This window comes from Levilactobacillus wangkuiensis, from assembly GCF_016861605.1.
Taxonomy (GTDB): Bacteria; Bacillota; Bacilli; order Lactobacillales; family Lactobacillaceae; genus Levilactobacillus; species Levilactobacillus wangkuiensis.
Genome location: NZ_BOLM01000007.1, coordinates 116836 through 132904, shown reverse-complemented (window position 1 = coordinate 132904; position 16069 = coordinate 116836). Strand labels below are relative to the sequence as shown.

The following is a 16069-nucleotide window of genomic DNA, read 5'->3' as shown; positions in this document are numbered from 1 at the left end:
TAGCAGACCCTTTTTTCGGCTGATTGGACCACGCAAATTGACAGCGTTATTTTAACTCATCCACAGCAGTGATCCGGACGTTAAGTCCAATAAAATGAAGGAGGTCCAATCATGGCAATTGATTGGCAAAAGCTATCTGAACAGTACCAAGAGGACTACCTGGCAGACCTGACAACGTTGGTCGGTATCGATAGTGCTCGTGATGATTCACAGGCCACCGATGAGTACCCACTGGGTCCCGGTCCGGCTAAGGCTTTGATTGCATTTTTAGGCTTAGCACAACGCGATGGATTTAAAACGAAAAACTTAGACAATTTAGTCGGTTACGTCGAATTTGGTGAAGGGGATGACACCTTAGCCATCCTCGGTCACGCCGACGTGATGCCTGCTGGTAAGGGTTGGCACACTGATGCCTTCACCCTGACGGAAAAGGACGGCAACCTGTACGGTCGGGGAACGTCCGACGACAAGGGGCCTTCACTGGCCGCTTACTATGGCTTGAAAATGTTGAAGGACCAAGGTATCTTACCTAAGATGAAGATTCGCTTCATCATTGGGACCGACGAAGAAAGCGACTGGACGGGGATGAACCATTACCTCGACCTCGAACCAGCTCCAACGTTGGGCTTCTCACCCGACGCTGAATTCCCCCTGATCAACGGTGAAAAGGGGAACGTGACCTTCACCACGACCTTTGCTGGGACCAACGGCGACGCGGATTCCCTGCAAGAATTCGATGCTGGGCTACGGGAAAACATGGTGCCACGGGATGCCGAAGCTATTGCGCAGGTTGCCAATGGGGACCAAGTTGTGGCTGACTTTAACAGCTTCCTGGCTGACGCGCCCGTTACCGGTGAAGCCACCGTTGAAGCCGACGGCGTGCATTTCCACGTGATTGGGAAGGCCGCTCACGGGATGGAACCGAAGAACGGCATCAACGCCGGGACTTACCTGGCTACCTTCCTGAACGGCTTGAATTTTGGCGCCGACGCAGCCGATTTCTTAGGCCTGCTAGCCAACCAGCTACATGACGATTCACGGGCGAACAAGTTAGGCATCGCGTACACGGACAAGGTCATGGGCGACCTGACCATGAACGTGGGGGTTCAAACCTTTACGGCCAACAAGACAGCCCTGATCAACACCAACTTCCGTTACCCAACTGGTACCGGTGCGGCGGACATTCAAACCGGCTTAGCCAAGGCAACCGCTGACATGAACGTTGAACTCAAGCAGGGTCGCGAAATGGTGCCGCATTACGTTGATCCAAGTGACCCAATCGTGGCCAAATTGATGGACGTTTACCGGCAACAGACCGGCGATATGGATGCCCAACCCGAAGTTGTGGGTGGCGGCACGTATGGCCGGCTGATGAAGCGTGGTGTGGCCTTCGGGGCCTTGTTCCCCGGCACGGCTGACACGATGCATCAAGCCGATGAATTTCAACCCAAGGCCGACCTATTAAAGGCGATGGCCATTTACGGTCAGGCCATTTACGAGCTGACCAAGTAAGCCACCGAATCTGGCGAAGGAGTGAGAGAAATGGCCGCAGAATACAAGCGTATTTTAGTGGGGGTCGACGGTTCCCGGCAGGCACGACGGGCAATTGACAAAGCGATTGCCGTTGCCGTGCGGAACCAAGCTGAACTGATCATCGTCACGATTATGAGTGGTGGGGATTACGTGGGCTTGGGGACCGACACCCAAGTTGGTTTCGGGTACGTCGATCAACAGGTGATGGACGAAGCCCGTCAGGATCTGGAAACTACCGTCGATAAATATCGGCGTAAGGCCCAGGAGGCTGGCGTGAAAGAAGTCGTGACCTCCGTGTTCTATGGGCACGCTAAGGTTGATCTGGCCAAGACATTGCCTAAGGAATATCAGGCCGACTTGATCATGCTCGGCGCGACCGGGGTCAACGTGGTCGAACGGATGTTGATGGGGTCCACGGCGAGTTATGTGGTCGCCAACGCCGTCTGTGACGTCCTGATTGTGCGGACCGATATTCACAACCAAGCCAAGAGTTTGAAGACCTTGCCAACAGATTAAGTTTTAGGCAAATAATAAAGGACGAAAACCGAGAAATGGTTTTCGTCCTTTTTCATTTGAGCAGTAAAAAAGCGCTAGCTAAAGAAAATAGTCAACGCCAAGGTTTATTCGAGTTAAGATTACAGCCGGTGAATGTCTAAGACACTCCCGGTTTCGGCATCGGCCACGAACTGGTACTGAACCAGCTGGTCGTCTTCATAGCGGTTGATGCCGCCATAGTAAACGCGGGACTTTACCGCGAATTTTTGAAATGGCACCGCGTGCTTTTCAATCCAGGCGCCCTCGATGGGTGATTCTTGCCGGAATTGGCGTTTGACCTGTTCCAGAATGTCGTCTGGATTGAGCCGGTTGGCGCCGAAGAAACGCGTGACGATAACGCCCATTAAGCCGCCGAGTACGCCGGTGAGACTTAGTTGATACAATTGTCCGTTTTTAGCAGTCATACTACCGCCTCCTACATCATTAAAATTATGGGCAAGTCAGATTGGCAACTGTCTCCGGGATGGTGAAAATAGGCCGGGACGCTGTGGGCGAGCGTCCGGAGCCAAAGGGCGGTCTCCGAACTTACTTTGAGCCCCTGAGAAACGGGTCTCAAAGATATCAGTTGTCTAAGCGGTTTCACCGCTAAGACAACTCCCACGGCTGAGCCTATTTTCACCATCCCTGCGGCTAACTAGTCATCTGACTCGCAGAGTGTTTGGAATATGATATGCCTGAAGGTGCGAAAATCTGAGGTCACAACTGAGTGTGTGCATATCCCATCGCTTCTGCCCCTAGTATAGCAATGATTGAGTGGAAGTTCCCGTAAAAAGGCAGAAATTATGGAAAAATTCGGGTGGCGCTTACAAGTCGGTTACGTAGCCGCCGGGTTTTCGCCTCAGAGCGGGAAAATCTTGGTAGAATTTACCATGTCTTTACCCGATTAACGGTCACGATGAGACGGTGCGGGGGACCTGGGTTGCACGCTTGCTAGGTCCATGGTGTTGTCCGGCACAACGGAAGAAGTCGTTTGAAATTATTGTCCTCCATGGATTGCGGTCAAACAAAACCCGTGTATATTTTGCCAGTCATGCTATAATGGTTCTTGTTAACTTTCAAAACTAACCTAAAAGGAGTGCTTATTCATGGAACAATTACCCAAGATGACTGCGGCTGAATTGCAAGACGTTGTGAAGGACGGCAAGACGATGTTATTCTTCTCCGCTACTTGGTGCCCCGACTGCGCGTTCATCAAGCCAGCCATGCCAGAAATTGAAGCCGAATATTCTGACTACAAATTCATCGCGGTCGACCGTGATGAAAACATTGATTTGGCGATCGAACTCAACGTCTTTGGCATTCCTAGCTTCATCGCTTACGAAGATGGCAAAGAAATTGGCCGTTTGGTAAACAAAGATCGTAAAACTAAAGCAGAGGTAGAAGAATTTATTAATTCTTTGACGACCAACGCCAACTAAAACCCGTTGGAAAGGATTCAAACATGTTAATTGCTAGTTACAATCCCCAAGAATTAGGGGATACTTTAATTGTTGTTGTTGCGCAGGATGTTGAGACCCAAGCCCACACGGTGCGGGATAACATTGCTCGGATCTACGACGCCGCAACTGAAAAAACGTTAGGCTACAACTTCTTAGCGATTTCGAGCATCTTACCCGAAATCAGTGGTAATGGTCAAATCGACCTGTCCGCCGAAGATGTTGCGGCTTTGAACACCGCCCTGGAAGCCGCTGGCTTTGCCGGTGAACTGGTTGCCGAAACCAGCTCACGCTTCATTGTGGGTTACGTTAAAACGGCCACGCCACATCCCGATTCCGACCACTTACTGGTCACGGAAACGGTGGTCGACAACGATGAATCACTCCAAATCGTGAGTGGGTCACCGAACATGCAGGCGGATATTAAGGTCGTCGTTGCTAAGGTTGGCGCTATGATGCCCAACGGTCTGATTATTTGGCCCGGTGAGCTGCGGGGCGTTGCCAGCAACGGGATGATCTGTTCCGGTCGCGAATTAGGCTTGGCCAATGCACCACAAAAACCAGGCGCTTTGATTTTACCCGATGATTACGTTGTTGGGGAACCATTTGACTTCGAACGGGGCCAAACCATCTTTAAAGATTAAGAAGATTATTACAAAGCAGGTGAACCCTTGTCGGTGACCTGCTTTTTTGTGTACAATAGGGGAGACTAACAATTATGGATTTTATGAAACTAAAAAAGAGAGATTCAGGGAATGAGTTAAGTGGCCGCTAGGTTGGCGGCGTCTCCTCCCAGGAGTCATTAATTTCGACGGGTCCGCTCGTCAAGGAGGAAGAAACACATGGAGCACTATGATGGACCGGCATTTTATCGAAAATTTCCGGTAGAACCGACCCCTGAACAAATGGATGATACCACGGATGAACGGTCTGAACGACAGGTCCGGCTCCGTAAAGAGCGCAATGACCGGTTACGCCTCCGCCAACAGCGCGAGGAAAAACGGGAAACGGCCGCGCAGAGTGCTGCCCAGGCCGTGTTACATCAAACCAAACAGCCCAACCGACCAACGACGGTCAAGCCAACGCAGGCGCCGACGGCCAGTGCCCCAACGCCGGAAGAGGCAGCCGCGGCGGCTAGCGCAAACTACCGGCCCTTTGCGGTTACACAGATTCCCAAGCAACGGTCGCGGGTTTGGCAGCCGGCCGTTTTGCGCAAACGCTATCAACGGTTGATCGCTAGTTTTCATAAGGACGATGCCAGTTTTCTGTTGTACGGCACGGCGGCGGATGAAGCCGCTCTCAACGCGTCGGCTACGGACACGCCTACGAGTCAGGCGGCCCCAACGGTCGTCTTCACGCCGGATAGCGCGGCAACCGCAAGTTCTCAGGCTATCACGGTGCGCTCGACAGCAGACGTTGTCGTGCAACAACCAGCGTCCACACCGGTCGTTCAGGCTGAGTCGGCCACAACTAGTGCCACTGTACTGAGCGCTGAACCAGTCGAATCAGTCGCTACTAGCGAAGACAAAGCGACAGCAACTGACGAAACCGCAGCATCCGTCGCAGAGACGGCCGTTGATGAGGTGACGCCTGTTACTAGCGAGACGCCAAATGGGGGAACCGGCAGCACTGAATTGTCAGACACGGCTGAGACACCGGTAGCCGATGAGCCACAAGCAATGACAAACGACCCAGAGACTGACACACCAGACACATCTGAGGTAGCGTCGGAATCAGTCGCGGACAATAACAATAATAATGAAACCGAAACCGTTGATGCTGCGGAAGCAACGACGATGGCTGCTGACCCAACCGAGAGTGTGTCGACAACTGATCAATTGACCAGTGAAGCCGAGGTAGCGGATGATTCGAAGACAGCTGAATCGACAGCTGTCGTTGAACCCGCCCCAACCGAAATTTTCTATCCGGAACAGCCAGCTGATACGGCTACCAGCCAGGCCTATTTACCCGTGGACAATCAGCCCGCGCCGGTAGGGGAGGTGGCTGATGCTATTACCAGTGACGCCGAAACGGTTGCTAGCGCGGCACCGGCGGACCAAGATGATACTGACGCTAACGTTACCGAAGCTGTAGAGCCTACTGAGACGTCAGCTGATGAGGATGAACCAGCCACGCCAGTCGAGGAGACCGCTGTGTCTTCAACGGCGCCAGAGACAACGTCAGCGGCCACAGAGAAACCGACCACGGCACAACCGGCAGAAGTCACAGAACTTTTGCGGCGGGCCGAGGCACCAGAATCAGCAGCGGCAGCCACGCCAGAGCCAGATCAGGCGGCTACGGAACCAGAGACAGGTTCTGCGGCCAATGCCGGGGATGACGACAATTCGGCCCCAGTTGAACCTGAATCGACCGCCAATACCACGCCACAGCCAGCCAAGCCAGTCATTAAGGCTAAGGCCAAGCCAACGCGCGGGTTGGGCCACTCCCTAGGCGACATCATGCAAGAGGAAGGGAATGACCAACGCAACCTGGCCCTCTTTGACCGGCCCGCAGCCACGCCTGCACCGGCGGAAGAAGCCACGCCAGAACGCGGTTACCATTTCCCAGACCTCTCGCTTTTGCCCAAGCCAGTGGTGCCCGATGAAGAAGCCTTGGATGAGTGGATCGAACACCAAGCCGAGGTTCTGGACGCCACGCTGAGTGCCTTTCACGTGGACGCCCACGTGACCGACTGGACGGTTGGACCCACCGTGACGCAGTTCCAGATAAGTTTGGCACTAGGCGTCAAGGTCAATAAGATTACGAACTTAAACGATGATTTGAAATTGGCATTGGCCGCTAAGGATATTCGCATCGAAGCGCCAATCCCCGGGAAGACCACGGTCGGGATTGAAATTCCCAACGTGAAGTCACGTCCAGTCATGTTATCAGAAATTTTAAATTCAGCTGCTTTTAAGAATAGTGAGTCACCTTTGACGGTAGCCCTCGGGGTCGACCTCTTTGGGAAACCACAAGTGACCGACCTGCGGAAGATGCCGCATGGCTTGATCGCCGGGGCGACCGGCTCTGGGAAGAGTGTGTTCATCAACTCCCTGTTGCTGTCCATCCTGTACAAGGCCACACCGGCCCAGGTCAAGCTGTTGTTGATTGACCCGAAGGCCGTGGAAATGGCGCCATACGACGCGTTGCCACACCTATTATCGCCAGTTATTTCCGACCCGAAGGCCGCTGCGGCAGCCCTCAAGTGGGTCGTCACGGAAATGGACGAACGGTACGAGAAGCTAGCCGCAGCGGGCGTCCGCAACATCGAGCAGTTTAACGACCGCGCCGATGCCAACGACGAACCGAGCCTGAAGATGCCATACATTGTGATTATTATTGATGAGTTGGCCGACCTGATGATGATGGCCGCCAGTGAAGTCCAAGATTACATCGTACGGATCACCCAAAAGGCCCGGGCTGCCGGGATTCATTTGCTGGTCGCTACCCAACGGCCAAGCGTGGACATCGTCACCGGGACCATCAAGAACAACATTCCAACCCGGATTGCCTTCATGGTCTCCAGTCAAATCGACTCACGGACCATCTTGGACACGGCCGGCGCCGAAAACCTGCTGGGTCGCGGAGACATGCTGTACCTGGGCAACGGGGCCAGTCAGCCGATGCGGCTGCAAGGGGCCTTCGTGGAATCCGAAGTCGACGGGGTCACTGACTTCGTGCGGACTCAGGGTCAACCACACTACGCCTTTGAACCCAAGGGCTTGCTCCAACGCGAAACGGCCGAGGAGAACCAAGACGAGTTGTTGCCGAAAGTGCTTGAATATATTGCGCAAGAAAAATCGGTGTCAACGTCTAAGCTCCAACGGGTCTTCTCCATTGGCTACAACCGGGCGGCCAATTTGATTGACGACCTCGAGCAACACCACTACGTTTCACCACAACACGGCTCCAAGCCGCGTGAAGTTTACCTGACACCAGAAGACTTGGGTAAGGACTTGCCGGAACCACACGACCAGGGTGCACCATTTTCATCTTAGCTTGAACAGGCCTCACCGTCTTTCTCCGCCGACTTCTTTTAAGGGGTGGGGGGATATGCTAAAATGAATAGAGAGTCACTTGGCCGGTGAGGGGTGTCGGAGCCTTGCCGAAAGAGTAGAAAAGAGGATCATTTGATGGATAACGCAACGGTTTACCACTTTGTTGGGATTAAAGGATCAGGGATGAGTGCCCTCGCTCTGATTTTGCACGATAAGGGCTTTAAGGTTCAAGGGTCAGATATTACCCAGTACACGTTTACGCAACGCGGTCTGGAACAGGCTGGCATCGACGTCATGGCGTTTGATGAAGCCAACATTCACGAAGGACTGACGATTATCGCCGGGAACTCCTTCACGGATGATCATCCTGAAATTAAAAAGGCCCGGGAGATGGGCTTACCCGTCTACCGGTATCATGAATTCTTAGGTCACTTAATCGAAGGCTATACCAGCATTGGTGTTGCCGGTGCCCACGGGAAGACCAGTACGACCGGTCTGTTGTCACACGTGTTAAGCGGTGTGGCCCCAACCTCTTTCTTAATTGGTGATGGGACTGGAAAGGGGACGCCTAACGCCCGCTTCTTCGTTTACGAAGCCGATGAATACCGGCGTCACTTCCTGGCTACCAAGCCAGACTACGCCATTATGACGAACATTGACTTCGATCACCCCGACTATTACACGGGTATCGACGATGTTTACAGCGCCTTTGAAACCTGGGCGAACCAGGTCAAGAAGGGCATCTTTGCCTGGGGCGATGACCCTGAGCTGCGGAAATTAAAGACGGACGTGCCAGTCTACTACTACGGGACTAGCGACCGCGATGACTTCCAAGCTAAGAACATCAAGCGCTCAACGACCGGCTCTAACTTTGACGTTTACCATGGCGATGAATTCTTAGGTAACTTTGAAATTCACCTGTACGGCGAACACAACGTGCTGAACAGCCTGGCCGTCATTGCCGTTTCCTACTTTGAAAAGGTCAACATGGATGAAATCAAGCATGAATTGGCCGACTTCAAGGGGGTTAAGCGTCGGTTCACGGAACGTAAGTTAGCTGACATGACCATCATTGATGACTATGCGCACCATCCATCCGAAATCAAAGCCACGTTGGATGCTGCACGGCAAAAGTATCCGGACAAGGAAATCATTGCCGTCTTCCAGCCACATACGTTTAGCCGGACGATTGCCTTGATGGATGACTTCGCTAAGAGCCTTAACTTGGCCGACAAGGTCTTCTTGACCAACATCTTCAGTTCTGCCCGGGAAACTGCCGGTGCGGTCTCCAGTAAGGACTTGGCTGCCAAGATCGTTAAGGGCGGCGAGATCTTAACCGTCGACAACATGTCACCATTACTGGACTTCCATGACGCCGTTGTGGTCTTCATGGGTGCCGGGGATGTACAAAAGTACGAACGGTCTTACGAAGAATTACTGAGTCATTTATCACTTAAAAACAACTAAATTTATGGGACGCTGGTTGGCGAATTGACGCTGACTGGCGTCTTTTTTATTGAAAAAATTATGGCGCGTAGGAAACTGTAAACGAATTCCAGGTGAAATGGATGGGACGTCGAAACACTGATAGGACGGGCGATGAACGGGCTTAACCCATTAGTTAGAAATGAGTTGCACTTCGGCTGAGAACCTGTATTCTAATAAATTAAGGGCTCAGGGGAGTCCAATTTATTTTGGGGAGAGAATGCAAGTGAATACAGCAACGCAACACAATTGGTGGTACAATCAGTTATTTACCAACTGGAAAAAGTTTGAAATGATTTACGTGTCGATTTTGCTTTTGTTACAGGTCGTGGTCTACGCGATCGTTCCCGATAGCATCATTGGAATGATTTCCGGGATTGGGGGCGTCTTGTGCCTGGTCTACGGGATGAAGGGCCGTAAGATTTCGTTTATCTTTGGCTTCATTCAATGTGTCGCCATGACGTACGTCGCTTGGATCAGCCACGCGTATGGGTCATTTGCTATGGATATTATTTATGTTATTTCGCAACCCATCGGCTGGTACATGTGGGGCCATGACGAGGCCACACGGTCATTTAAGAAATCAACTCGAAACTGGATCTTTGCGGCGGCCTTTGCAGCTTGGGCGGCCGGATGGTTGGTGCTGTCCTTATTACACGGACAACTACCTTACTTTGATTCCGTGAACTTCGTGGTGAGTTTGATTGCACAGTTGCTTTACATCTTAAAGTTCAAGGAAAACTGGTCGCTGTGGATCGTGGTCAACGTGGTCAACGTCGCCTACTGGGGAATCTTAACCTTCCAGATCATGACGGGTGCCACCAACGTCGGGACGCTGGGTGCCAACCTGTCACAGGTGGCCTTACAAATCGCTCTACTCTTCAACGCGGTTTACGCCAACAAGGTCTGGGCGAGTGGCGAAGCGGACAACGAGGGTGGTGCCGGTCAATCAACGACTAAGTAACGGGGAGTCATAGTTGGTGACGTCCTTTAAAATCTGAACACATTACTTGTGTTTACTATTAGATTTGGTAAAATGTATTCTAATAACCCGCAACTGGTCGGCCAATGGTGGTTGACTAAGCCGGGAATTGATTTGAAAAAAGAAGGAGCGTTTCAATGAACAACTATGATCAGCAACCCCGGACGACAGTGAACACTGAGGTCGGCCTCAACAGCTTCATGACTAAAATGTTTGGCTGGATGGGTGCGGCCGTGTTGGTCTCTGCTGTGACGGCATTCATGATGACCCCCATGGCTTCACAACTCAGTAACCTGCGTGGTGGCAGTCTTTGGATTCCGCTAATTGTCTGGTTCATCTTACCATTCGTGATTAGTGGGCAGTCCATGAAACGGCCAATTGTCGCCTTAGTTGGGTTGTTCGTTTACGCAGTCGTTACGGGTGGTGTGATTTCCTTGTACGCACTGATCTATACGCCGGCAACCATGACCGCCGCCTTCGTTTCTAGTGCCGCTATCTTCATTACCATGGCGGGGATTGGGGCCTTTACCAAGCGCGACTTAACCAAGATTGGGACACAGGCAACCGGTGCTTTGATTGGGTTGATCGTGGCGATGGTTGTGAACATGTTCTTACGTTTGCCACTGGCTTCCTTAATCTTCTCCTTCGTTGCCGTCATCATCTTTGCGGTCTTAACCGCTTGGGATACGCAACGGATGCAAAAGATGTACCTGCAATACGGTGATCAAGTTTCTACGACTGGGTTGGCCGTCAACGGGGCCTTACAACTGTACTTGGACTTCGTTAACTTATTCTTACAACTCTTACAAATCTTCGGTATCTTTGGTGGGAACAACGACTAAGGTTACTGACGGGAGCACTGGCAAATTCAGCCAGTGCTTTTTCTTTTGTCGTGAAAATGGGGTGGACTTGTTTTCGTTCCCGGCGGCGGATTCAAGGTGCCCTGCTGTGGGGGCGGTTCCAGCCATAAGGCGGGCTTTCACCTCAACTTTGAGCCTGAGGGGCGGTCTCAAAGGATGTCCCATGGACTAGGCTGGAAAAGAACTCCAGCCAAGACCATCGACACAGCCGGGCACCTTGATCCGCCTCTGATCACTGACATGGACCACGCATTTCCACTCTCTTCGTGGTTGTTTTGAGGTGGACTTATGCAATTTCTTGTGGGAATGGTTTCAACCTGAGAGACAGGTCCCACCTCGATACTAGGTTAATTTTGGTTAGCTCAGAGATGGATAGGCGATTACTTACGATGACTTGATTCAGAATTCAGTTTGTCTGAAAGTAATCGGCTCCGACCAACCAGTTTCGCTAGATTTCGTTTCGGGTTTGCCCTAATGTTTGGTAAAATAGACACAGAATACTCGAGCGCGGCTGACCGTTGCTCGAAAGGAGCGTAACATGGCGGAAAAACGATTATTATTAATTGATGGTAACAGTGTCACGTTTAAGGCCTTCTTCGCGTTGTACACGGCTTTAGGCAAGTTCACCAACAGCGAAGGCCTGCACACCAACGCCATTTACGGGTTCAATACGATGTTGGAAACCATGCTGGATACGGTCAAACCAACCCACGCGTTAGTGGCGTTTGATGCCGGCAAGAAGACATTTCGGACCAGAATGTATGACGATTACAAGGGTGGCCGGGCCAAGACGGCACCGGAACTTTCCGAACAATTTCCCTATGTGAAGGAATTGTTGGCCGCTCGGGGCATTCAGACTTACGAGCTGCCCGACTACGAAGCCGATGACATCATCGGGACCCTGGCTAAGCAAGCCGAGGACAACGGCTTCACCACGACCATCGTCACCGGGGACCGCGATTTGACCCAGCTGGCCGATGACCACACCACGGTCTCCATTTCTAGAAAAGGGGTCAGTGACATTGAGCACTACACGCCGGCCTACGTCAAAGAGAAAATGGGTGTGACGCCCGAACAGATCATTGATATTAAAGGGTTACAAGGGGACAACTCCGACAACTATCCTGGGGTGACCGGCGTGGGGCCTAAGCGTGCCGTTGACCTGATTGGTAAATACGGCAGCATTGAGAACCTCTATGACCATATTGACGAAATCACTGCGAAAAAGTTAAAGGAACACCTGGTGGCCGACCACGAAGAAGCCTTGCTATCTAAGAAATTGGCGACGATTCTGCGGGATGCCCCCGTTGAAAAGCAAGTGGAAAACCTAGTTTATGAAGGCGATGACCAAGAAAAATTGGTCGAATTCTATCAACGGATGAACTTTAACCAATTCCTGAGCAAAATGCAGATCGATGGGGAAACCCCAACGGCGACACCAGGTCTGAAGGACGTTGATTTCACGGTGTTGAAGGCCGATAACCTGAACACCTTGCCAACCTTTGCCGACGGGTGTGAATTCTATCTGGAAATGCTGGGTGACAACTACCATTTGGCCGAAATGGCGGGGTTTGTGATTGGTCATGAAGACCACTGGTACGTGAGCCGTGACGTGAGCCTCCTGCAACAGGCCCCACTCAAGGGATTGCTGGAATCCGCAGACGTGGCTAAGCAGGTCTTTGACGCCAAGCGGACCTACGTGGCCTTGAACCGGTTGAACATTACGCTGGCCGGGGTCGACTGTGACCTGCTGATTGCCTCGTACCTGTTGAATACCTATGACAACAGCAACGACCTGGGTCGTGTGGCCATGGAACACGGCTATCACCAGGTGGCGACGGATGAGGATGTCTACGGTAAGGGTGCCAAGGAAGCCATTCCGGCCGATGACGTCGACTTCTTCTCTCACCTGGCACGTAAGGCGCGGGCTATCGAGAATCTCCGTCCCGAGCTGATTAAAGATTTGGACGCCAATGAACAGACACAACTCTATCGCGAGATCGAACTGCCAATGGCCTTTGTCCTGGCCCGCATGGAAATTGCCGGGATCACGGTTGAAGCCAGTGAACTGGAAGCCATGGGCAGCAAGTTTACCGAACAACTCGCTGAAATCGAACAGACCATTTACAACGAGGCCGGTGAAGAATTTAACATTGGTTCACCTAAGCAACTGGGCCACATTCTGTTTGAAAAGATGGGTTTGCCACCGATTAAAAAGACCAAGACGGGATACTCGACGGCGGTTGGGGTCCTGGAAAAGCTCGCCGCAGAAGCGCCAATTGCGGAGAATATTTTGAAATACCGCAAGATTTCTAAGATTCAGTCCACCTACGTCGAGGGTCTGCTCAAGGTGATTCATCCCGACGACCACAAGGTGCACACCCGTTACCTGCAGACGTTGACGCAGACTGGGCGGCTGTCCTCCGTGGACCCGAACTTGCAAAATATTCCGGTCCGAAACGAAGAGGGTCGTGCGATTCGGAAGGCCTTTGTTCCGCGTCATCCGGGCTGGCAGATTTTCTCGTCTGACTACTCACAAATTGAACTGCGGGTCCTGGCGCATATGAGTCATGACGCCAACATGCAGGAAGCCTTCCGTGAGGGTGAAGACATTCACGCGGCGACCGCCCGGCGAATCTTTAAGATGGGGCCCGACGAAGAGGTCACGCCAAACATTCGGCGGCAGGCCAAAGCGGTCAACTTCGGAATCGTTTACGGCATCAGTGACTTTGGCTTGTCGCAAAACATTGGCATCACCCGGAAGCAGGCCAAGAACTTTATCGACACCTACTTCGAAGAATATCCTGGCGTTAAGTCCTACATGGACCGGATGGTGCAGCAGGCTAAGGAACAGGGCTTCGTGGAAACGATTGCCCATCGTCGGCGGTATTTGCCAGACATCAACTCCCGTAACTTTAACCAACGGTCCTTCGCTGAACGGACGGCGATGAACACGCCAATCCAAGGGAGCGCGGCGGATATCATTAAGATTGCCATGATTCGGATGGAAGACGCGGTCAAGGACTTACAGGCCACCATGCTCTTACAAGTGCACGATGAACTGATCTTTGAGGCACCAGCCGATGAGATTGAAACGCTAGAGAAACTGGTGCCAAGTGTCATGGATTCTGCCGTTGACCTCGAGATCCCGTTGAAGGTGGAAAGTCATTTCGGACCGACTTGGTACAACGCCAAGTAGCGGCAAAAGGAGAGACGGTTATGCCAGAATTACCTGAAGTTGAAACGGTTCGGCGTGGGCTGATCAGCCTGGTGGCGGGCGCAACCATCGACCATGTCGACGTGTTCTACCGCAAGATGGTCACCCCTGACGCGGAAGTCTTTACCGCGGAATTGATTGGCAGAAAAATTGAACGTATCGACCGGCGGGGCAAGTACCTGTTGTTTCGGTTCAGTGGCGACTTGACCATGGTGTCACACCTGCGGATGGAAGGAAAATACGATGTCCAACCCCAGGGGAGCCCCGTGATCAAACACACCCACGTCATCTTCTATCTGACGGATGGCCGGGAGCTGCGGTACAACGACACCCGTAAGTTTGGCCGGATGCGGTTAGTCCCAACGGGAGACGAGGCGGCAGCCTTGCCATCCCTCGGAAAACTGGGACCGGAACCCACGGATGAGACGTTGACGTTGGCCTACATGCAACGAATTTTTGGCAAGTCCCATAAGGTGGTCAAACCCTTCCTGCTGGACCAGTCTAAAATTGCGGGCCTGGGTAACATCTACGTGGATGAGGTCTTATGGCTGTCAAAAATCAATCCGTTGACCCCAGCCGATGAGCTGAGCACCGACCAGCTAATCACACTGCGTCGCAACATCATTGACGAACTGGCACAGGCCATCAAGGGGCATGGGACGACCGTGCATTCCTTCTCGACGGCCTTTGGCGAGGCGGGGCAGTTTCAAAATCACCTGCACGTCTACGGGCGTGAGGGGGAACCCTGTGAGCGGTGCGGTGCGGAAATCGTGAAGATCAAGGTTGCTCAGCGCGGCACGCACTACTGTCCGCACTGTCAGCCCGTGCCCTTAGAAGCATTGGAGGCGTTGACCGATGACTGAAGTCTGGGGACTGACCGGGGGCATTGCGACCGGCAAATCAACCGTGAGCGCCTGGCTACGAGCAGCCGACCTGCCCGTGATCGATGCCGATATCATCGCCCGTCAGGTGGTCGCACCGGGGTCGACCGGTCTCGCACAGATTGGCACGACCTTTGGGGCGGACTACCTGACCGCAGAGGGGCTGGACCGGAAAAAGTTGGGCCAGTTGGTGTTTACCCATCCGGAAGAACTGGCCCGCCTCGAGGCCATTACCACGCCACTGATCAAAGCCGAGATTCAGCGGCAACTGGCGGATTATCGCGCGCAGCAGGTTTCCGTGGTAGTCGTTGATGCGCCCACGTTCTTTGAGGTTGGCTACCTGATTCACTTGGTCGATCACGTGATGGTCGTGGCGACCGATGCCACGACCCAGCGGCAACGGCTAATGGCCCGTGATGGGTTATCGGTGGCCGATGCCCAGGCCCGGATGGACCGGCAATGGCCCATCGACCAGAAGATTGCCCAGGCCACGGTGGTCATTGACAACGGGGGCACGATTGCCCAAACGCGTCAACAAGTGGTAAAATGGCTTGACGCCAATAAATTTGGCAAGAGTAACCATTTAAAACGAGGTGACCAATAATGCAGTGTCCACACTGTCATCATAATGGATCGCGGGTCGTCGACAGTCGGCCCACCGACGACGGCCGCGTGATTCGTCGGCGTCGTGAGTGCGAGAACTGTGGTTTTCGGTTCACGACGTTTGAGCGCGTTGAAGTGACGCCGCTGTTGGTAATTAAGAAAAACGGGACCCGGGAGGAATTTAACCGGGAGAAAATTCTACGAGGCATCATCCGCTCCGCTGAGAAACGACCAGTGGGGATGGACGTGATGACCAACATCGTGGATGAAGTTGAAAATAAAATTCGCGCGCTGGGGGTCAACGAAATTTCCAGTCAATTGATTGGGGAATACGTGATGAACCGGCTCGTGGATGTGGATGAAATCGCTTATATCCGTTTTGCCAGTGTTTACCGGCAATTCAAGGATACCGGGGTGTTCTTTAACGAGTTGAAGGACATGCTCGATAAGGATAAGCAAAAGGCCCAACAGGACTCTGACCCAGATTCAGGGGACCAGGGGCAAAGTGAGGGGAAATAA

General features: G+C 52.6%; 13 protein-coding genes. 12 read left to right on the top strand and 1 reads right to left on the bottom strand.

The window, feature by feature from the left end; all coding sequences use genetic code 11:
* Positions 1-111 precede the first annotated feature (111 nt).
* Positions 112-1512, top strand: a complete 1401-nt coding sequence (gene pepV, locus JUF13_RS07210) for a dipeptidase PepV (protein ID WP_203638817.1) — start codon at positions 112-114, stop codon at positions 1510-1512.
* Between the two features lie 30 nt (positions 1513-1542).
* A complete protein-coding gene (locus JUF13_RS07205; protein ID WP_203638816.1) occupies positions 1543-2049 on the top strand; it encodes a universal stress protein in 507 nt (168 codons plus the stop codon).
* 119 nt (positions 2050-2168) lie between these two features.
* On the opposite strand, the gene JUF13_RS07200 is transcribed toward JUF13_RS07205, so the two are convergent.
* Positions 2169-2492, bottom strand: coding sequence for a PepSY domain-containing protein (locus tag JUF13_RS07200; RefSeq protein ID WP_203638814.1), 324 nt, complete (start codon positions 2490-2492; stop codon positions 2169-2171).
* A gap of 681 nt (positions 2493-3173) precedes the next feature.
* Between JUF13_RS07200 and JUF13_RS07195 the strand changes: the two genes are divergently transcribed.
* The 10 genes from JUF13_RS07195 (at position 3174) to nrdR (ending at position 16069) form a co-directional block, all read left to right on the top strand.
* Positions 3174-3506, top strand: coding sequence for a thioredoxin family protein (locus JUF13_RS07195; protein WP_203638812.1), 333 nt, complete (start codon positions 3174-3176; stop codon positions 3504-3506).
* A 23-nt stretch (positions 3507-3529) separates the two neighbouring features.
* A complete protein-coding gene (gene ytpR / locus JUF13_RS07190) occupies positions 3530-4168 on the top strand; it encodes a YtpR family tRNA-binding protein (RefSeq protein WP_203638810.1) in 639 nt (212 codons plus the stop codon).
* Positions 4169-4366: 198 nt separating this feature from the next.
* Positions 4367-7522 carry a DNA translocase FtsK gene (locus JUF13_RS07185; RefSeq protein ID WP_203638808.1) on the top strand — a complete coding sequence of 1052 codons (3156 nt, stop codon included), beginning with the start codon at positions 4367-4369 and terminating at the stop codon, positions 7520-7522.
* Between the two features lie 135 nt (positions 7523-7657).
* Positions 7658-8989 (top strand): UDP-N-acetylmuramate--L-alanine ligase, encoded by a 1332-nt coding sequence (gene murC, locus JUF13_RS07180; RefSeq protein ID WP_203638807.1) that lies wholly within the window; start codon positions 7658-7660, stop codon positions 8987-8989.
* A gap of 310 nt (positions 8990-9299) precedes the next feature.
* On the top strand, positions 9300-9971 hold the full coding sequence (gene pnuC, locus JUF13_RS07175; RefSeq protein ID WP_236002685.1) for a nicotinamide riboside transporter PnuC: 672 nt from the start codon (positions 9300-9302) through the stop codon (positions 9969-9971).
* A gap of 155 nt (positions 9972-10126) precedes the next feature.
* Entirely contained in the window at positions 10127-10831 is a 705-nt protein-coding gene (locus JUF13_RS07170) for a Bax inhibitor-1/YccA family protein (RefSeq protein ID WP_203638805.1), read from the top strand.
* Between the two features lie 556 nt (positions 10832-11387).
* Complete coding sequence (gene polA / locus JUF13_RS07165) at positions 11388-14048, top strand: DNA polymerase I (protein ID WP_203638804.1); 2661 nt, start codon at positions 11388-11390, stop codon at positions 14046-14048.
* Between the two features lie 20 nt (positions 14049-14068).
* Positions 14069-14929 carry a bifunctional DNA-formamidopyrimidine glycosylase/DNA-(apurinic or apyrimidinic site) lyase gene (gene mutM / locus JUF13_RS07160; protein WP_203638803.1) on the top strand — a complete coding sequence of 287 codons (861 nt, stop codon included), beginning with the start codon at positions 14069-14071 and terminating at the stop codon, positions 14927-14929.
* The gene (gene coaE / locus JUF13_RS07155; RefSeq protein WP_203638801.1) at positions 14922-15551 is read left to right on the top strand and encodes a dephospho-CoA kinase; all 630 of its coding nucleotides are present in this window, start codon (positions 14922-14924) and stop codon (positions 15549-15551) included. Before mutM ends, coaE begins: the two co-directional genes overlap by 8 nt.
* A complete protein-coding gene (nrdR, locus tag JUF13_RS07150) occupies positions 15551-16069 on the top strand; it encodes a transcriptional regulator NrdR (RefSeq protein WP_203638799.1) in 519 nt (172 codons plus the stop codon). The genes coaE and nrdR overlap by 1 nt, the downstream gene beginning before the upstream one ends.